This window comes from Runella sp. SP2, assembly GCF_003711225.1.
Taxonomy (GTDB): domain Bacteria; phylum Bacteroidota; class Bacteroidia; order Cytophagales; family Spirosomataceae; genus Runella.
Genome location: NZ_CP031032.1, coordinates 28,874 through 49,189 on the forward strand (window position 1 = coordinate 28,874; position 20,316 = coordinate 49,189).

Annotated in this window: 7 protein-coding genes; 6 read left to right on the forward strand and 1 reads right to left on the reverse strand. The window is 43.5% G+C overall.

Annotation, left to right across the window (positions count from 1 at the left end):
• Positions 1-19 precede the first annotated feature (19 nt).
• Together DTQ70_RS30355 and DTQ70_RS30360 are read left to right on the forward strand one after the other, a co-directional pair.
• Complete coding sequence (locus DTQ70_RS30355; protein WP_164490308.1) at positions 20-12,751, forward strand: T9SS type A sorting domain-containing protein; 12,732 nt, start codon at positions 20-22, stop codon at positions 12,749-12,751.
• Positions 12,752-13,083: 332 nt separating this feature from the next.
• Positions 13,084-13,689: a recombinase family protein gene (locus DTQ70_RS30360; RefSeq protein WP_028523400.1), complete on the forward strand. Its 606-nt coding sequence runs from the start codon at positions 13,084-13,086 to the stop codon at positions 13,687-13,689.
• Positions 13,690-14,280: 591 nt separating this feature from the next.
• Here the strand turns inward: DTQ70_RS30360 and DTQ70_RS30365 are convergent.
• A complete protein-coding gene (locus tag DTQ70_RS30365) occupies positions 14,281-15,330 on the reverse strand; it encodes a YafY family protein (RefSeq protein WP_164490309.1) in 1,050 nt (349 codons plus the stop codon).
• A gap of 106 nt (positions 15,331-15,436) precedes the next feature.
• Between DTQ70_RS30365 and DTQ70_RS30370 the strand changes: the two genes are divergently transcribed.
• From DTQ70_RS30370 to cas10, 4 genes are all read left to right on the forward strand, one after another.
• Positions 15,437-16,783 (forward strand): ATP-dependent RecD-like DNA helicase, encoded by a 1,347-nt coding sequence (locus DTQ70_RS30370; protein ID WP_122934704.1) that lies wholly within the window; start codon positions 15,437-15,439, stop codon positions 16,781-16,783.
• 121 nt (positions 16,784-16,904) lie between these two features.
• Positions 16,905-17,579: a CRISPR-associated endonuclease Cas6 gene (locus DTQ70_RS30375; RefSeq protein ID WP_164490310.1), complete on the forward strand. Its 675-nt coding sequence runs from the start codon at positions 16,905-16,907 to the stop codon at positions 17,577-17,579.
• 12 nt (positions 17,580-17,591) lie between these two features.
• Positions 17,592-18,518 carry a type III-B CRISPR module RAMP protein Cmr1 gene (gene cmr1, locus DTQ70_RS30380; RefSeq protein WP_164490311.1) on the forward strand — a complete coding sequence of 309 codons (927 nt, stop codon included), beginning with the start codon at positions 17,592-17,594 and terminating at the stop codon, positions 18,516-18,518.
• Positions 18,519-18,525: 7 nt separating this feature from the next.
• Complete coding sequence (cas10, locus tag DTQ70_RS30385) at positions 18,526-20,316, forward strand: type III-B CRISPR-associated protein Cas10/Cmr2 (RefSeq protein ID WP_122934707.1); 1,791 nt, start codon at positions 18,526-18,528, stop codon at positions 20,314-20,316.

The following is a 20,316-nucleotide window of genomic DNA, read 5'->3' on the forward strand; positions in this document are numbered from 1 at the left end:
GTGTAAACGAAGAGAAGATATGAAAAAGTTATATGATTTATGGTTAGGTGTACTGGTAGCCTTTTTACTCCTACCTCTTGGGGAAATCAATGCCCAGAAAATTCCTGGGTGGGGAGGTCAAAGAATGATAAGTTCAACTAATGTAAGGCCAAATACACCCGTTCAAATAACTCATTCAGATGGGTGTTTCGGACAAGTAAAATGGTTTAATTCCAACCAAGAGCTTGTAGGGATTGGAGAAACTTTTGTTGTTTCACAACCAACAGTTGGACAGTATAGCTACTATTTTGAATGTGATGGTTGGATTGGTGTCGATCAAGATTATCGTACTCTTACATTTACGGTATCTAATGCCGAGAAATCACCTACTCCTAGTGTTAGCTATAGTGTCTCAGATTATGGAGATGGAAGAATCAGTGAGTTGCTTAAAGCTGAGGGTTGTTACGGGGATGTAAAATGGTTGTCAGGAAATCATGTAGTTGCAGAAGGAGCTTATTTGCAGGTAATTGGGGACAATGGTCATGCTGAACTGTCTTATCAACCTTATCACAAGTTTAAGGCATACTGTACTGAATATGAGAAAACCGTAAGTGATGCTGCAGAAATTTCTTTTGGTCAGACCAGTCAAGAACGTAACCTGCCCTACCCGTATGTTTCTATTTATACAACCCAATTTGATGAAACCTTAACTCCCAACCTACCTACGCGTTTGGGAGTAAATAATTGTTACGGTGCAGTTAGTTGGGAAAAAAATGGGGTGGCTTTTTCAACCGAACTTTCGCCCCTTATTACTCCTCAATGCGGAGATGTGTACAAATTAAAATGTACGTACGATCGATGGATATGTTCAGGCTCAGAGTCCCCAAATAGTAACGGTGATGGTTGCTGTACCCCTAATTCCGGAGGGCCTTGTCCTAATATAGTAAGAGAGAGTCAAGTTGCAATTCTTCAAAGTAATTCGATTTCAATTTCAGCACACCCACAATCACAGACTGTGCTGGCCGGGGCAAACATAAACCTCTCCGTAACCGCTTCTAATGGTATAGGCTACCAATGGAGAAAGAATGAAGTTAACATAAACGGAGCAGTAAACAGCAGTTACACAATAGTAAACAGTATAGTAGCAGATGCCGGCGATTATGATGTAATCGTAAAAGGAGCAGGTGCCTGTTCAGCGGATAAAATAAGTAATAAAGCCACCATTACCATCAGTAGTGGTGCTACCCTTACCATGAGTAGCACAGCTGTGACTTGCAATGGTGGTAACAATGGGACTGCAACGGTAAATGCCACAGGAGGCACGCCGCCTTACACTTACTCCTGGCCAAATGGTGGAAATACCGCTACTATAACAGGACTCACAGCAGGCAACTATACCGTCACGGTTACGGATGCGAGTGGAGTTGTGAAGTCGAGTAGTGTAGTGGTTACCGAACCTCCAGCTTTGGTAGTAAACCCAAGTAATACGCCCGTAAAATGTAACGGTGGTAACGACGGAACTGCTACCGTAAATGTAAGCGGTGGAACAGGTACGTACACTTATTCATGGAGCGGGGGAGTGACAAGTACCACCAATACTGCTACGGGTTTAGTCGCAGGAACGTACACCGTTACCGTCAAAGATGCTAATAATTGTGAGAAAAGCGTCGCCATTACCATCACAGAACCATCGGCTATCGTAATGACACCAAGCAGCACGCCAGTTAGATGTAAAAATGGCAACGACGGAACAGCGACTGTAGCCGTAAGTGGGGGCACAGGCTCCTATACCTACACCTGGAGCGGGGGCGTAACAAGCACCACCAATACTGCCACAGGGCTGACCGTAGGTAGTTATACCGTTACCGTCAAAGATGCCAACAACTGCCAGAAGAGTATTACAATCACGATTAATGAACCCGCTACGTTATTGACTATAAGCATTGCTAACTCAACCAATATTAGTTGTTTTGGGGCTAATAATGGAACAGCTACTGGTCAAATATCAGGGGGAAATACTCCTTATACCTATTTGTGGAGCAACGGTACTACCAACCTAACGACGACTAATTTGGGCGCTGGCGTCAATACGCTGCAAGTAACCGATGCTAATGGCTGTATTAAAAGTGCTTCAGTTACGATTATGGAGCCTGCGGCTATTGTACTAACTCCAAGTAGCACTACGGTAAAGTGTTTTGGTGGAAACGATGGAACAGCGACCGTAACAGCAAGTGGGGGAACGGGGTCATACACTTACTCATGGAGCGGAGGAATAACGAGTACGACAAATACTGCCACAGGGCTGACCGCAGGAACATACACTGTCACCGTCAAAGATGCCAATAATTGCCAAAAAAATATCAACATAACTGTTACTGAACCCTCAGCACTCGTTCTAACCCCAAACACCACGGCTGTTACTTGTAACGGAGGAACTGATGGAACGGCTAGTGTCACTGTCAATGGCGGAACGGAGCCATATACCTATACATGGAGTGGTGGCAGTATAAGTACCACCAATACAGCCACTGGCTTAACAGCGGGGACTTATACCGTACTCGTCAAAGATGCTAATAACTGCCAAAAGAGTATCACTATCACAGTAGCAGAACCTACACCTTTGGCACTTACCTCAAGCAGTACTCCTGTAAAATGTAAAGGAAGTAATGATGGAACTGCAACTGTAACTGCCAGCGGAGGTACAGGTTCGTACACTTACTCATGGAGTAATGGAATAACGAGCACTTCCAACACGGTAACAGGCTTGACCTCTGGCAGCTACACAGTTACAGTGAAAGATGCTAATAATTGCCAAAAAAGTATCACGATTGTTGTCAGCGAACCATCAACTTTACTAACTGTTAGTATTGCCAATTCAACCAATATTAGTTGTTATGGAGCTAACAACGGAACAGCTACTGGTCAAGTGACAGGAGGAGTTAGTCCGTACTCGTATTTATGGAGTAATGGCAGTACTGACCTTTTAGCAACAAACTTAGGGCCAGGAAATCATACACTTCAAGTAACCGATGCCAATGGATGTATCAAAACGGCTGAGATTGAATTTTTAGAACCACCCGCCCTTTTTATTACGCCAAGCACTACGGCTGTTACTTGTTTTGGAGGAAATAATGGAACGGCAAGTGTAACCGTGAACGGTGGCACAGGAACCTATACCTACTTATGGAGTAATGGCAGTACAACCAGTTCCGTAACAGGTTTATCAGCAGGTGTATATACAGTCATGGTTAAAGATTTTAAAAATTGTCAAAAGACCATTGATATTACTATTACTGAACCAGACGAACTGTTATTATCATCAGGTAGTACAAATATAAGTTGCAACGGAGCCAATGATGGAGTTGCAAGCGTTACGGTAAATGGAGGAACCGCTCCCTATAGTCACTCGTGGAGTGGAGGAATTACGAATACTACTAGCATGGTATCGGGCTTGACCGCAGGCACCTACACCGTCACGGTCAAAGATGCCAATAATTGCACCAAGAGTATGGCCATTACCATTACAGAACCTGCGGGTGTCATACTTACTACCAGCAGCACCCCTGCCAAGTGTAAAAGCGGCAACGACGGTACGGCTACCGTAACTGTAAGCGGCGGAACTGCCCCTTACACCTATTCGTGGAATGGTGGTATTACCAGCACCACAAATACCGCCACGGGACTAACCGCAGGCACCTACACCGTCACCGTCAAAGACACCAACAACTGTTCAAAAAGCGTTACCATCAGCGTTGGAGAGCCTAGCACCTTATTAACCGTCACCATTCCTGCCCCAACCAACATCAGTTGTAACGGTGCCAACGACGGTATCGCTACGGGAAATGTGTCGGGTGGAAGTGCCCCTTACACTTACCTGTGGAGCAATGGAAACACCAACCTAACGGCCAATAACCTACCCGCAGGAAGTAACACCCTGCAAGTCACCGACGCCAACGGCTGTATCAAAACTGCCTCGGTCACCATTTCTGAACCTGCCGCCATCGCACTTGTACCAAGTAGCAACCCTGTCAAATGCAAAAGTGGAAACGACGGAGTAGCCAGCGTCACTGCCAGTGGAGGCGCGGGGGGGTACACCTATTTGTGGAGCAGCGGTATCACTAGCACCACCAACACCGCCACAGGTTTAGTGGCAGGCACCTACACCGTCACGGTCAAAGATGCTAATAATTGTACCAAAAGCATTGCCATAGAAGTGACCGAACCTGATGCACTGACTTTGATACCAAACAGCACAGCCGCCAACTGTAACGGAGGCAACGACGGAACCGCCACTGTCACCGTCAGCGGGGGCGTCGCTCCTTATACCTACTCGTGGAGTGGTGGCATTACTAGCACCACCAATACCGCCACAGGTTTAGTCGCGAACACCTACACAGTCAAAGTCAAAGATGCCAACAATTGTACCAAAAGTATATCCATCACCGTTACTGAACCTGCGGCGATTGTACTCACCCCAAGCAGTAGCCCCGCCAAATGTAAAGGGGGCAACGACGGTACGGCTACCGTTAGTTTGACTGGAGGAACTGCACCCTATATATTTTCATGGAGTGGCGGTATTACTAGTACCTCCAATTTAGCTACGGGACTGACCGCAGGCACGTACACCGTCACGGTCAAAGATGCCAAAAACTGCCAAAAAAGCATTACAATCACTGTTGGAGAACCTAGCACCTTGCTCACTGTCACCATTCCTGCCCCAACCAATATCAGTTGTAACGGTGCCAACGACGGTATCGCGACGGGAAATGTGTCGGGTGGAAGTGCCCCTTACACTTACCTGTGGGGCAATGGAAACACCAACCTAACGGCCAATAACCTACCCGCAGGAAGCAACACCCTGCAAGTCACCGACGCCAACGGCTGTATCAAAACTGCCTCGGTCACCATTTCCGAACCCGCCGCCATCGCACTTGTACCAATTAGCAACCCTGTCAAATGCAAAAGTGGAAACGACGGAGTAGCCAGCGTCACTGCCAGTGGAGGCGCGGGGGGGTACACCTATTTGTGGAGCAGCGGTATCACTAGCACCACCAACACCGCCACAGGTTTAGTGGCAGGCACCTACACCGTCACGGTCAAAGATGCTAATAATTGTACCAAGAGTATAGCCATTACTGTTACCGAACCCGACGCGCTGAGTTTGGTATCGAGCAGTACAGCCATCCAATGCAACGGAGGCAACGACGGAACCGCCACTGTCACCGTCAGCGGGGGCGTCGCTCCTTATACCTACTCGTGGAGTGGTGGCATTACTAGCACCACCAATACCGCCACAGGTTTAGTCGCGAACACCTACACAGTCACAGTCAAAGATGCCAACAATTGTACCAAAAGTATATCCATCACCGTTACTGAACCTGCGGCGATTGTACTCACCCCAAGCAGTAGCCCCGCCAAATGTAAAGGCGGCAACGACGGTACGGTCACTGTTAGTTTGACTGGAGGAACTGCACCCTATATATTTTCATGGAGTGGCGGTATTACTAGTACCTCTAACTTCGCCACGGGGCTGGCCGCAGGAATTTACACCGTCACGGTCAAAGATGCCAAAAACTGCCAAAAAAGCATTAATATCACCGTCACCGAGCCAGCAACTAGCCTCACCTTAACCTCAACCGCTACTGCTGTTAAATGCAACGCTGGTAATGATGGTACAGCCACTGTCAATGTAAGCGGTGGTACAGCCCCCTACAACTATACTTGGAGTGGTGGTATAACTAGCACTACTAATACTGCGACAGGCTTAGTCGCTGGAAACTACACTGTGACCGTCAGAGATGCGAACAACTGTCTAAAAAGCGTCGTAATTTCTGTTGGTGCCCCAACTCCTATTGTACTTTCCCCAAGCAGCACCCCAGCCAAATGCAAAGGTGGAAACGACGGAACAGCAAGTATCAGTGTTAGTGGAGGAATTGCTCCCTACTCCTATTCGTGGAGCGGAGGCATTACCAGTACTACAAACACCGCTACTGGTTTAGTGGCTGGTACTTATACAGTCATCGTCAAAGATGCTAACAATTGTCAAAAGAATATTGCCATCACTGTCACCGAACCTTCAGCGATTGTTTTAACCCCAAGCAGCATAGCGGTCAAATGTAACGGCAGCAACGACGGAACTGCCAGCGTAAGTGTCAGCGGCGGCGTGAGTCCATACACCTATTCGTGGAGTGGGGGTATAACCAGCACCACCAATACCGCCACAGGCATATCAGCAGGTACTTATACCGTCACCGTCAAAGATGCTAATAGTTGTCAAAAAAGCATTGCTATCACCATTACGGAGCCGACGCTAATCGTACTAACCCCGAACAATACATCTGTAAAGTGTAAAGGAGAGAATGATGGAACTGCCAGCGTAAGTGTCAGCGGTGGTACTGCTCCTTACACTTATTCGTGGAATGGCGGAATTACCAGTACTACCAACACGGCTACAGGGTTAACCGCAGGAACTTATACCGTGACCGTCAAAGATGCCAAAAACTGCCAAAAAAGCGCGATTATAACCATAGCCGAACCAGCAACTACCCTCACCTTGACCTCAACAGCTACTGCTGTTAAATGTAACGGAGGTAATGATGGAACTGCTACCGTCAATGTAAGCGGTGGAACAGCGCCTTACAGCTATGCTTGGAGTGGTGGAGTAGCCAGTACGACAAACACTGCAACAGGGTTAATCGCTGGAAACTATACCGTGACCGTCAGAGACGCCAACAACTGCCAGAAGAGTATTGTGATTTCTGTTGGTGCATCAACCACGATTTCATTAACCCCAAGCAGCACGCCTGTCAAATGCAAAGGCGGCAACGACGGAACCGCCAGTGTAAGTGTCAGTGGCGGGATAGCGCCTTACTCTTATTCTTGGAGCGGCGGAATTACCAGCACGACTAATGCAGCAACAGGCTTATCAGCAGGCACTTATACCGTTACCGTCAAAGATGCTAACAATTGTCAAAAGAATATTGCCATCACTGTCACCGAACCTTCAGCGATTGTTTTAACCCCAAGCAGCATAGCGGTCAAATGTAACGGCAGCAACGACGGAACCGCCAGCATAAGTGTCAGCGGTGGGATAGCGCCTTACTCTTATTCTTGGAGCGGAGGAGTTACCAGCACCACTAATGCGGCAACGGGCTTATCAGCAGGTACTTATACCGTCACCGTCAAAGATGCTAATAATTGTCAAAACAGCATCGCCATCACCGTCTCCGAACCAACTGTATTGATGCTGGCTTCGAGTGGCACATCAGTTAAATGTAAAGCAGGGACAGATGGGACAGCCACGGTGAGCGCGAGTGGTGGAACAGCTCCGTACACCTACTTATGGAGTAATGGCAGCACCAGCGCTACGGTCACGGGCTTGGTAGCAGGCACATACACGGTGACAGTCAAAGATGCCAATAACTGTCAAAAAACAAGTACAGTCACGGTCAGTGAACCCGAAGCATTAGTGTTGGTTCCAAGCAGTATTGCCGTAAAATGCAGTGGCGACGGTACGGCAATGGTCACTGTGAGCGGTGGTGTAAGTCCTTACACTTATTCGTGGGACAAAGGAGTAACCAGCACCACCAATGTAGCCTCAGGCTTGCCAGCGGGTACCTACACGGTGACAGTAAAAGATGCCAACAACTGTGAGAAAAGTGTTAAAATTACCATTGACCAACCAGCAATTATTACCTTAACATCAAGCACAGTGGCGGTTAAGTGTAAAGGAGGAAAGGACGGAGCAGCCAGTGTAACAGTAAATGGAGGAGAAGCTCCTTATACCTACTCATGGAGTAATGGTAGCACCAGCGCCACGGCCACTGGCTTGGCGGCAGGTACCTACACGGTCTTAGTAAAAGATGTAAATGGCTGCGAAAAAAGCATCGATATCAGTGTTACTGAACCCGAGGCACTTACGTTAGTCTCCACAAGCGTAACGGTAAAGTGCAAAGGGGGGAGCGACGGAGTGGCTAGCGTCAGCGTAAGTGGCGGAACGGCACCTTACACCTATGCGTGGAGTAACGGCATTACCAGTACCACCAACACCGCCATGGGCTTGACCGCAGGTACCTACACCGTGACAGTCAAAGATGCCAACAACTGTCAACAGAGTACTCTAGTGAGTGTGGCTGAACCAACTGCTTTGAGCGCTATTACCAGTAGTGAAAATGTTAAATGCAAAGGCGGTAACGACGGAACGGCCAGTGTAAGTGTCAGTGGGGGAACCGCTCCCTATAGCTATGCGTGGAGTGGTGGAATTGCCAGCACCACCCAAACCGCAACGGGTTTAGCGGCAGGTACCTACACAGTCACAATCACAGATGCCAATGGTTGCCAACAGTTAACCACGGTGAGTGTAGGCGAGCCTGCTTTGGCTCTCTCGTTGAGCTCGGTCAGTACAGGGGTTAAATGTAACGGCGGCAACGACGGTACGGCCAGCGTTGGTGTCAATGGAGGAACGGCACCTTATACCTATGCGTGGAGTGGGGGTATTACCAGCACCACCCAGTCCGCGACGGGTTTAGCCGCAGGTACCTACATGGTTACGGTCAAAGATGCCAATGGTTGCCAAAAGAGCATGACCATCACTGTCAGCGAACCTACGGGTATGGAGCTAACTGCTACAAGCGAACCTGCCAAGTGTTTTGGAGCAAAGGATGGAATCGCCAGCGTGAGTGTCAGTGGCGGTACGGCACCGTACACCTACGCTTGGAGTGGAAGCATTACCAGTATAACTAACATCGCTACGGACTTGGCCGCAGGAGCGTACACGGTCACCGTCAAAGATGCTAACAATTGCCAAAAAACGCTAACCATCACGGTGAACCAGCCAGTAGCGTTGGTGTTGACATCGGCTACTACTACCGTCAGATGCAACGGCGGCAACGACGGTACGGCCACCGTGAGTGTGAGTGGTGGCACGACGCCGTACAGCTACGTATGGAGCAATGGCATTACAAGCACGACCAACACCGCCACGGGCTTGGCCGCAGGCACTTACACCGTAACAGTCAAAGATGCTAATAACTGTCAACAAAGCACTAACATTACGGTTGTTCAGCCCGCAGGAATGGTACTAACTCCGACGGTTGTAGCCGTCAAATGTAAAGGCGGCAACGATGGCTCGGCGAGCATTGGGGTAACAGGTGGCACGGCTCCCTATACTTATGCTTGGAATGGAGGTATCACAAGTACGTCCAACTCAGCCACAGGCTTAGCGGCAGGTACATACACAGTAACAGTAAAGGATGCGAATAACTGTCAACAGATGGTTTCAATCTCCATTACCGAGCCAGCGGCGTTGGTGTTAACTCCAAGTAGTACTGCGGCCAATTGTGCCGGTAGTACCGACGGTACGGCCAGCGTAGCCGTAAGCGGCGGAACAGCCCCTTACAGTTACGCCTGGAGCGGAGGCATCACCAGTACGACCAGTACGGCCAAGGGCTTAGCAGCAGGCACTTATACCGTCACGGTCAAAGATGCCAATAATTGCCAACAGACAGTTTCTATCACGATCACCGAACCTGACGCAGCAACGCGCATGGTACTCACAACCGATGTGCGTCAAATCCGATGCTTTGGTGGCACAGGAAGTGCCACGGTGGCCGTGACGGGTGGAATAAGCCCCTATACCTACGTGTGGAGCAACGGAGCTACTACCCCCGAACTAACCAACGCCATAGCAGGGGAGTACACCGTAACTGTGAAAGATGCTAAAGGATGCACTACGGCGAAAATAGTAACTATAGTGAGCCCAACGGAGATGGTATTGACACCTACCATTGTAGATGTGAAATGTACCTCTGAAGCTACAGGTAGAATTCTTCTTAGCGTAACTGGAGGAACGGCTCCTTATACCTACTTGTGGAGCAATGGGGCTAAAACTTCGGCAGTTACGGGATTACGGGCAGGAATATATAGGGTAACAGTTTCTGACGCTACCAACTGTTCAAAAACGATGGAGGTTACTATTACAGAACCCCAAGAGAAACTACAACAATTAATTTTCCAAAGTAATGTTACTTGCAAAGGCGGCGCCAACGGTCAGTTAACCTCTTTTTCTTTTGGAGGAACAGCCCCTTATACTTATTTATGGAGCAACGGGTCAACTAACCAAACAATTGAAAATTTAGTAGCAGGTACTTATTCTGTCAAATTAACCGACGCTAATAACTGTGTAGTAGATTCTCAAGCTGTGGTCAAAGAGCCCCAAAGTTCAATAAGCATTGTATCAAAAATTGTAAGTCCACCCTGTAAAGGGGATGCTGGCCTTATCGAACTAAAGGCAACTGGTGCTAACGGAGGAACTGATCCGCTACAGTTTTATTATCTATGGTCTGACGGTTTCATGGGAAGCACTAGAGTTGGTATGGCAGGTACTTACACCGTTGAAGTGATCGACTTGTTGGGGTGCTCAAAGGTCGAGTCTTTTAAAATCGAAGAACCTCTTCAAAGCTTAACGCTTACTACTGATATTACTGCCGAAAAATGTTTTGATTCTAAAAATGGAACAGCTGTAGTTACGGCTATCGGTGGAGTTGCTCCGTATCAATATCTTTGGAGTACGGGAGATACTACATTTCAGATTTCAACCTTCCAAAGAGGGGGAATATCAGTAAGAGTAACTGATAAAAATGGATGTACCAGAGAAACGTATCAATTTGTAAATGGTCCCGAGCCCCTACAAGTAAGCACTGATGTAACCGATATACTTTGCTATGACGGAAAAGATGGAAAAATCAGAGTGAATATCAGTGGTGGCACGTGGCCAATGGAAGTTTCAGTGAGAGGAAATGATATTGCAACGGGAGTAAATCTAGGCTTGACCAACGAAGTATCATCGCTGAAAGCAGGCACCTACCAAATCACGGGTAAGGATAAAAATGGATGTGTGTCGCCAACCCAAGAAGTAACTATAAAACAACCACTAACGCCACTGACAGTTTCTTTGGTAGAAGCCACCTCACCACGAGGATTTGGCTTGGCAGATGGTAAACTACAATTAGTCGTAAAAGGGGGAACTTCTCCATCAGGTTATTACACAAACACCTGGCAGGTGAACGGCACTCCATTTGACAATGTTACTACAACGGCTTCAGGAACTGATTTTACCATTCAATCTTCATCAGCTGTTGGCGGAAATTATATGGTGACAGTAACTGATAATAATTACGAATTGGCAACGGATAAGAAAGGTTGTAGGGTTGACTACACGTATTTCTTAAAACAACCAGATAAATTAATGGCTACCTCAATTGTGTTTAAGAAGCCTTCATGTGCGGGTAAAATAGATGGTGAAATCGGAGCAGATATTAAAGGAGGTGTACCAATTTCAGAATCAGGTGCTTTCTCAGAACGGTATAAGCTTCAATGGTTTAGAAAAAACAATGAAGAACTTGTTGACTTAAATACAAATGAAGCTACTATTAAAAATGCAGAAAGTGGCATTTATGTAGTGAAGGTTACGGATAAAAATGATATTTCGGCAACTTTCGAACTAGAACTCACCCCTACACCAAGTATCTACGCCAATTTCCGTACGATACAGCCACAGTGTAAAAATCAAAAGACGGGGGGAATTGAGTTGGTCAACATTGAAGGTGGAGTAGCCCCCTACACAATCACTTGGAATAAGGGCTTGTCAGGACCTAATTTAAGTAACCTTGAAGCAGGTAACTATTATGCCATCATTAAAGATAGAAATGGTTGTTATGGCGAAGCAGCAGTTGGACTAAAAGAGGTGTTTGATTTTTCAATTAATTTGGTAGCTAAAAAAGACCTAGTTTGTAAGGGCAATTGCGAAGGCGAACTAGAGGTGAAAATTACTGGTACAGGTGCTTTAAATCCATACTCATTTAGCTGGCAAAATGGATCGACTACTCAAAAAATCACAAAACGATGCGCTGGTATTTATACTGCGACCGTAGCTAATTCGAGAGGATGTAGAGTAACAAAATCGTTTGAAATTAAAGAACCAGAAAACGCATATACCATTGAGGTTTCTAATGACTTGCTGTTTTGTGCTAGTTCGGAGGTTGAAGTTAATGCTACACAGACCGACGCAAAAGCGTACAGTTGGACACTTCCCGATGGTAAGCTACTTTCAACTCCTGTAGCATCAATTGGTCAGCCAGGTCAGTACAAGGTCGAAGTGACCAACGCACTTGGTTGCAAGGCTAGTGATGTATTTAATGTAACGATTATTGATGTAAAAACGACCGCCACCTTCGCCATGTCTTATGTTGGCTTGGTAGGTGAACGAATTTATGCAGTCAATCTAACACCATCAATACCTGTAAGATGGCGAGTATCTTCAGAGCTAAAAATTGATTATGAGGGTACAGATCAGCTAGTTTTTAGTGCTCAAAAACCAGGAGAATATAAAATAGAAATGATTGTTCCTGAAGACGGCTGTGAAGCTATCGTAAGCAAAAAAATTACAATTTTTACTCCCCCAAGCGGTAGAATTGCTCCAAATGGCTTGTCAGATGAATCAAATACGACTAAGAAGCAAGAAGAAGCATTTATTGTTTACCCCAATCCTGTAGCAACAATTCTTCATCTAAAAACCCAAGACAATAAGGGGAAAGAGGTACATGCAACATTTACGGATGCTTCGGGTCGTAGGATATTAGAACGTCGGTTTACCCCCGAAACCAATACCCACCAAGAAGAGTTTGCCATCAGTGAATTACCAGCTGGAATCTATTTCTTGAGAGTGGTAACTGATACCCAGCAAGCTATTCTCAAAGTAGTAAAGGCCAATTAAGCATTACATTTAGAATAGAAAAAACAGTCGGGTAAGTCTATACTTATTGGGCTGTTTTTTTCTATTTGTAGAATTATAACATTGTACCCTGCTCCTCTAAGCCAATCCCCAATTATAGGTAGCGATTTTGATTTTGAAATAAATTGTTGTTTGGAGAGGTGCCTTTCTTACAAAAATACTTGTCCAAACAAACCCCCGTTTAAATATACTCTTTCCCCATTTCGTTGGCTTCTAGGTCAAATGCCCTTTTTTGCCCAAAAAAGTCAATAGTTATTGTCTATTTATCAAAGTATAGTTAATTTTAAATTTTATCCATATTAACTATACAATTTATGAAAATTGGTTACGCCCGCGTCAGTACCAAAGACCAATCCCTCGATTTACAAACCGATGCTCTCGCCAAAGCTGGCTGTGAACATGTATTCACCGAAACGGCTTCAGGAGCCAAGTCGGATCGCCCTGAACTTTTGAAAATGCTTGACTTTGTTCGCACAGGTGATGTCGTCGTCGTTTATAAACTCGACCGACTCGGGCGCTCGCTGAAGCACTTACTCGACGTTGTTGCCTTGCTCAACCAAAAAGGGGTTGGCTTATTTTCCATCAACGACGCCATTGATACCACGACTCCCCAGGGGAGGTTGTTTTTTAATATCTCAGCCAGTTTTGCTGAGTTTGAACGGGACCTCATTCGCGAACGTACTAAGTCAGGCTTAGAAGCAGCTAGGGCCAGAGGAAGAAAAGGAGGGCGTCGAGCGGGTATGACCAAGGAAGCAATCAATAAAGCCATCTTAGCCGAAGCCTATTACAAAGAAGGTAAACTCGGGGTCAACGCCATTGCCCAAGAAATCGGGGTTTCCAAAATGACCCTCTACAAATACCTACGCCATCGAGGTGTAAAAATTAGTGCCTACCACAAAACATCCAAAGATAATAACTAATAAAAACCGCCAAGCCATATTGGTTTATCTAAACGTCGGTTCTGCAAAATACCCCCTCCAAAACGCTAGAATCGCCGTTTTTTCAATATGGCTCCTTCTAAATGGTTATGAACAAAAGGGGTTTTATGGCTGATATTCGACATATTTTTTAGACTAAAAATTAGCCATTTTTTTTACAAATTTTCATATTTGCATACAAGCCTATACTGGTAATCACATGGTAATACATTGCCATTACATTGGTAATACTTTGGTTATATACAGGACGTATATGATTTTCAAAAACACATAACTCTCTGATTAGCAAGCTCAATGAATATACCCATTACCATTTTCAAAAAAAGTCATAAAAACGGTATATAAAGCATTATACTGGAAATAACCGAAATTACCGCGATATACACTAGGTATATATCAATCAAGTAAATACCCACAAACCCATGAGGTTCAGGCTGATTTTCTATGGATTTTGATATGGTTTCTTTGGAGATAATTTTCTTTATTGACATTATCGGGGTACATTAAAAAATGTAATGATACGTAATGAAACATAATGATTCGTAATGATTCGTAATGATACGTGAGCCCATTTTAAACATAATATTGCAGTGCAGCTTTAAGAATCCCAGCTACTTTATTACGAAGAGAGGCTGGTTCCAGTACTTCAATGGCGCTACCATATTCTAAGATTTTTGTAATTAGCTCATTGTTACAAATCACCCGAAGTTCCAAAACCGTTTTTCCATCTTGGGGATCAATAGAAGCTTCTTGCGTTGGATGGATTTTTTTGGTGAGGGCATATCTTTCTCGTACTGAATCGTGAAATTTTAGCTTCACTTTTCTGGGTTTACCTTTTTTTGTTACCCCCACCATATTTTTGAAATGGGCATTCAAATCAGCCTTGTTAGGATGTTTAAATTGTTCTTGGGTCACAAAAGGTTGATTTAACATTCGGTCAATGGGGAATACCTGGAGAAACACACTTTGGTTATTTCCTTGTGCCCAACCCACCAAGTACCAGCGGTTATTATGTTCCCGCAACTGTAAAGGCATAACCACCTTGGTTTCGGCTTCTGCCATTTCAAACCCTTGATACCTAATCTTGATAAATTCTTTGCGGTGAATCAATTGATAAAGTTTATCAAAATAGCTCCGACCTCTTAGTTCTACTTCTTCAAATTCAATCAAGGGATTCAGGTCTCCTTTTAGCTCTTCTTCCTCATATTCAGTCAATAGTATATAGGGGCCAATTATGGCTCGTATCTCTTGTTCTAAGGCAAAAAGAATATTTTCAAATCCATCTAACACGTCAGTTTTTTGAAGTTGATGAATATAATACAGTAACTCATTCAGCAGAATTTCTCTACGTTTGGTCGTATCGGGCTGCTCAGGGCCTTCAAACTCCAATTGTAACATCGAAAATGGTTTCTCAGAATTGTACTTGTATCCAAAATAACGACTTGAATCAATAGAAGCTTTTAACTCATTACGCATGAAAGCGATGTAGTCGATAATCGTTCTTTTATCCGTATCACATACCTCGGCCAATTCTTCGCCCGAGTACGAATTTCCCGTACGAAGCATTTTATGAATCGTCAGAATTGCTTTTAGCTTGACGTAGGAGTCGTGTCGTTTTCCCATTTTTAACATTATTTTTTTCAAACGAAACAAAGGCGTATCTGAGATTTTTCTCCCTACTTTTTTGTACGGAATTTTGCGCCATCGTTTCACTAAACAGGCACGCACCATGACTCCAACTATTCATTCTTTTTTAGGCTTTATCGCTACGGCAGAACAAGAATCGGCACTGACTGCAATTGAACGCTTTTTGGAAAGCGACCATGACTTTATTATTGTTCGTGGAGCAGCAGGTACTGGTAAAACGAGTATCATGAGCGCCGTTACCAAATACGTAACCAGTCTTTCGTTACCTCCTGTGCTTTTAGCTCCCACGGGTCGAGCAGCGAAAAACTTGGCTCAAAAGACAGGATTACCTGCTAAGACATTTCACAGTTGCCTTTATGTCCCAACTACGGATATAAATGAAGCAATTGTACGATGGGTACGAAAGGAGAATGATTGCCCCAAGCAGCAAGTATTCATTGCCGATGAAAGCTCGATGGTAAGCGACCGTTTAGAAAAGAATAGTGATTTCATATCACAAAATTCGTTATTGGCCGATTTTGTTCATTTTGTGCGCCAAGGCAATTCTAGTAATAAAATAATTTTCATTGGGGATATTTGCCAACTACCTCCTGTCGGCTATTCAACAAATGAAGCACCACCTGCTTTAGTGGAGCACTATCTAACCAATAAGTTTGGTCTGCAAGGAAGCACCATTGAACTATCGCAAATCATGCGGCAAGGAGCTAGGTCACAAATTCTTACAGCCGCCACTGAGCTTCGTCGTAGTATGACTTTGCAAAGTTTGAATACGCCCAAAGCATTAGGGACACCGTTCTACAATCCCCAGCAAGCGGTGGATTTGTACCTCAAACGCCATATTACGGGTAAACATGATAGCGTTGCCATTCTATCGTTTGGTCACAATTATAAAAATGACTGCAATACCCAAATACGTTCTTCTTTAGGACTTACAGGGTATTTGTCTGCAAATGATACAGTTATGGTTACTCAGCCCCATTTAGGCGGTACTTATATCGCAAATGGTGAAATGGGCGTCGTGAAAGACGTGGACTCTAAACGCCATCGCGTAGCAGACTTAGAATTTGTTGAAGCTGCCATTACTTTTCTTGACGAAAATGACAGCGAGTTCACCCAAAAAGCCATGGTACTGCTCACTTCTTTGCATTCAACTATTACCCTAGAACAACGAAAAGCACTGTTTGCCTCTGAATTTCGCAGTAATAGACTTTTCCGTCAAAGTCAGAATATCAGGGATAGCGTATATCTAAATGCCCTTCAACTAAATTATGGACATGCGTTTACAGTACATAAAGCTCAAGGGAGCGAGTGGGACACTGTTATTATGAATACATGGATGCCACAAACCGATTTGCGTTTTTTATATACAGGCATTACCAGAGCCCGCTCAGAGCTTTTCACCAATGGAGCCTACAGATATGTATCTTAATACCTTGTTTATTAATTAATTGGAACTATTTCATTCAATCATTTCAATAAAAAATATTCTTTTTCATAGTTTATTAGAATAAAAATTAATAAGTTTCGAGAACGTTAAACCTACAACCGTTTTGAAAAAAATTCGCTTTTTAAAAGTACAGTTCGACGCCGAAATCGAGGGATGGGAGCTACCTGCGTTTCGTGGGGCAGTCATTCAGAAGGCAGGAGAACAACACATCACCTTCCATAACCACATCAACGACCAGGAAGTCATTTATCGCTATCCCGTGATTCAGTACAAACGTATTGGTCGTAATCCTGCTTTGATTTGTGTGGATTTTGGGGTTGACGAGGTGCATCATTTTTTCAACAACCGCAACCTCGACATTGAAATCAGTGGGAGAAAGCTGTCGTTGAATGTAAAGTACCTTCAAATGAACCAATTTACTCTTCAAGTGTGGGAAAAAAGCTTTTCGATGCGGCTTACGCAGTGGCTTGCGCTCAACCAAGAAAACTACGCCAAGTACCGTGCTACCACCGATGAGTTTGTACACCTTACCTTGCTTGAAGGTATTCTCAAAGCCAATATTATCTCTTTTGCCAAAGGGATTGGGTGGGACGTTGACAAAGACATTCGGTTGCGTATAGACACCATTGAAAAATCGCGGCTAGTCACCTACAAAGAGCAAAAGTTGATGGCTTTCGACGTGACCTTCCGCACCAACGTTTCCTTACCCGATTACCTCGGACTAGGCAAAGGCGTAAGCCACGGATTTGGTACTGTTAGACAAGTAAGAACCCAATAAAAAATAAAAGACGTGCAAACCATAACCTTTACTTGCGAAGTAATTACGCCGATGTTTCTGGCAGGAGCAGACGGCACACACCCCGAACTCCGCCCTGCGTCTATCAAAGGAGCTTTACGCTTTTGGTGGCGAGCAATGAATGGGCATTTGGAATGGAAAAAAATGCTTGAATTAGAAGGGAAAATATTTGGGAACACTCAACAAAGGAGTAGTCTGATAATTAGAATTGAAAAGGACTTAAAAGATATTTCAAAAGCTCCCTTATTACCACATAAAGGAGGTTCTTTAACTCCTTGTTTCCCAAAATCTGACGAAAGTTTTATTGTGAAGTTCTCTCTAACCAAAATCGAAAATGATTTCACGTTAGAATCAATTAAAGCCCTTTTTATACTAACATCCATTTTAGGCGGCTTAGGTAAAAGAAGTAGAAGAGGTTTTGGTTCTTTTAAAATAACCAAAATAAACACCAATAATACTATTGACCTAAATTTTGCAATGCCCCGTACAATAGATGATATTCATAAGCTACTACCCAAGAATTACTTTACACTAAGTAACGGTAAAATCTCATCCAATTTTAACCGAAATGAAGCTTATCCACATATAAAAACGATAGAATTTGGTAAATCATTTGATGATGTACCTTTAGGAATAATTAGTGCATCGCATAAAGTTAAAGAGGCTGAATACTTGAAGGCAAAAGAGAGTGCAGAGAAAAAAAATGATTTTATTGATGGCAATAAGAATAAACCAAATGTGAAAAAATATAGTGATTTTGAAGCTGCTATAGGTGATGGAGCTAGACGATATGCCTCTCCAATCTATATTTCGACATTGGGAAATCAACCAATTATTACAACTCTAAATCATGTGCCACCCAGTAGGGTATTTCCAAGCCATGTGACTTTACAAAATGAATTAAAAAATAAGCTAAAGTAATTTTATAATGAGCAATAACAAAAAATATCTATTCCTACTAACCATTGGCCCTGTACAGGCTTTTATTGCTCAGGCAAGAAAGACTGTGGACTTGTATGCTGGAAGTAAGATTTTAACAGAACTCACAAAAACGGGTATAGCGTATATTGGAAGAAAAAAAATTGTTTTTCCTTATGCAAAGTACGAGACAGAAAAGGATTGGGAGGAAGTTAATTCTCTTCCTAATCGTTTTGTAGCACAATTATCAGGTACAGAAAGTGAGATAAATCAACTTGGTAAAGATACGGAAGATGCAATTAGAGCAAAATTCAAAAGTATTTCAGAAAAGGTATTGAAAAATGCTGGAATACCAACATTCCCAGCTTTTGAACAGCAGATTGAACAGCATTTGGATATTTACTGGGCTGCTATTGAGCTTGAAAATGACTATAAAGAAACTTATGCAAAGTTGGAGCAGGTAATTGGTTCGCTTAAAAATATGCGACAGTTTCAACAATATACTTATGAGGGTATTGGAGAAAAGGGTCGTAAATGTAGTATTGATGGAGGGCGAAATGCTATTATTTACAGAGAAAACCCTGAGAAGAAAAGACCTTTTGCATTAAGTTCTCAGGCTAAACCAACTAACTACAAATTAGACGAAGGCGAAGCCTTGAGTGCAGTAAGTTATACCAAAAGAGCTTACAAAGCTGAATCTTTTCCCTCTACTGCTTCTATTGCATTAATGCACGTTCATCATATTTTAAAAAATGATGGACTTGCTAAAATCTGTTACAAGTTACTCAGCGAAACAAATGATCAACTTTTCTATAAGGAGAACATTGAAAGAAAGCCTTATTTAGAAAAGACAATAAGAGAATCAAATGGTAACAGTTCACTAACTCCAAATTCTATTCTTAACTGTCATGAGAACTATTGGAAGGTAGCTGAAAAGCAAGGGTTTAAATCAAGTGATAAACATAAATATTACGCTGTTTTGACATTTGATGGTGACAGTATGGGCAAATGGTTAGGCGGTGCAAACGTTAACGGAAGTTTAGAGGCATTTCATGAAGATTTTTCAAAGCATCTGAGTGCTTTTGCCAAAAAAGCTGATGAGATAGTAAAGAAGGAAGTTAAAGGTTATACAGTATATGCTGGTGGAGATGATTATTTGGGTTTTGCCAATATCAATCATCTGTTTGGTGTTTTACAAGAATTACAAGAGGCATATAAAACAGAAGTTAGCAACCCTTTAGCAACCTACAGAAAAGATGGCAAAGAAATAACTTTTTCAGCAGGTATTTGTATAGCACATTACAAAGAGCCTTTACGTTTGGTACTTCAACAAGCCCATACCATGATGGATAAAGCCAAAAATATAGACGACGACAAAAATTGCTTTGGTATTTCTGTTATCAAAGGGTCTGGTGAGAATTTAGAAACGGTCTGGAAAAATGAGCATATAGGTTTGTTAAAAGAAATTACGGAGGGATTGATGGATAAAGAGAACAAAGAGCTTCCCTATTTCTCAGATAAATACATTAAAGTATTAGAAACAGAGTTTCAAAAACTCGTTAATGAGAAAAATCAATTAGACAAAAGAGAACTCCTTGTTACAGAAATCAAAAGAACACTTACCCGTGCAGTAAATAAAGGTTCAAAGGGAGAGAAACAAAATGCAGTAAAAACGATGAGTGAAACTTTAGATAAATTACACAATGCAAATTTATCAGATTTACCTAATTTCTTTTCAGCACTAAACTTTTGCCGTTTTATGCAACGAGAACTTTGTCCTAAAACCTTTTTTAACCTGTAA

What these genes read in the sequence shown, in the direction of transcription:
- DTQ70_RS30355 (WP_164490308.1), top strand. Translation starts at nt 20, where the DNA reads ATGAAAAAGTTATATGATTTATGGTTAGGTGTACTGGTAGCCTTTTTA.
- DTQ70_RS30360 (WP_028523400.1), top strand. Translation starts at nt 13,084, where the DNA reads ATGAAAATTGGTTACGCCCGCGTCAGTACCAAAGACCAATCCCTCGAT.
- DTQ70_RS30365 (WP_164490309.1), bottom strand. Translation starts at nt 15,330, where the DNA reads ATGGGAAAACGACACGACTCCTACGTCAAGCTAAAAGCAATTCTGACG.
- DTQ70_RS30370 (WP_122934704.1), top strand. Translation starts at nt 15,437, where the DNA reads ATGACTCCAACTATTCATTCTTTTTTAGGCTTTATCGCTACGGCAGAA.
- cas10 (WP_122934707.1), top strand. Translation starts at nt 18,526, where the DNA reads ATGAGCAATAACAAAAAATATCTATTCCTACTAACCATTGGCCCTGTA.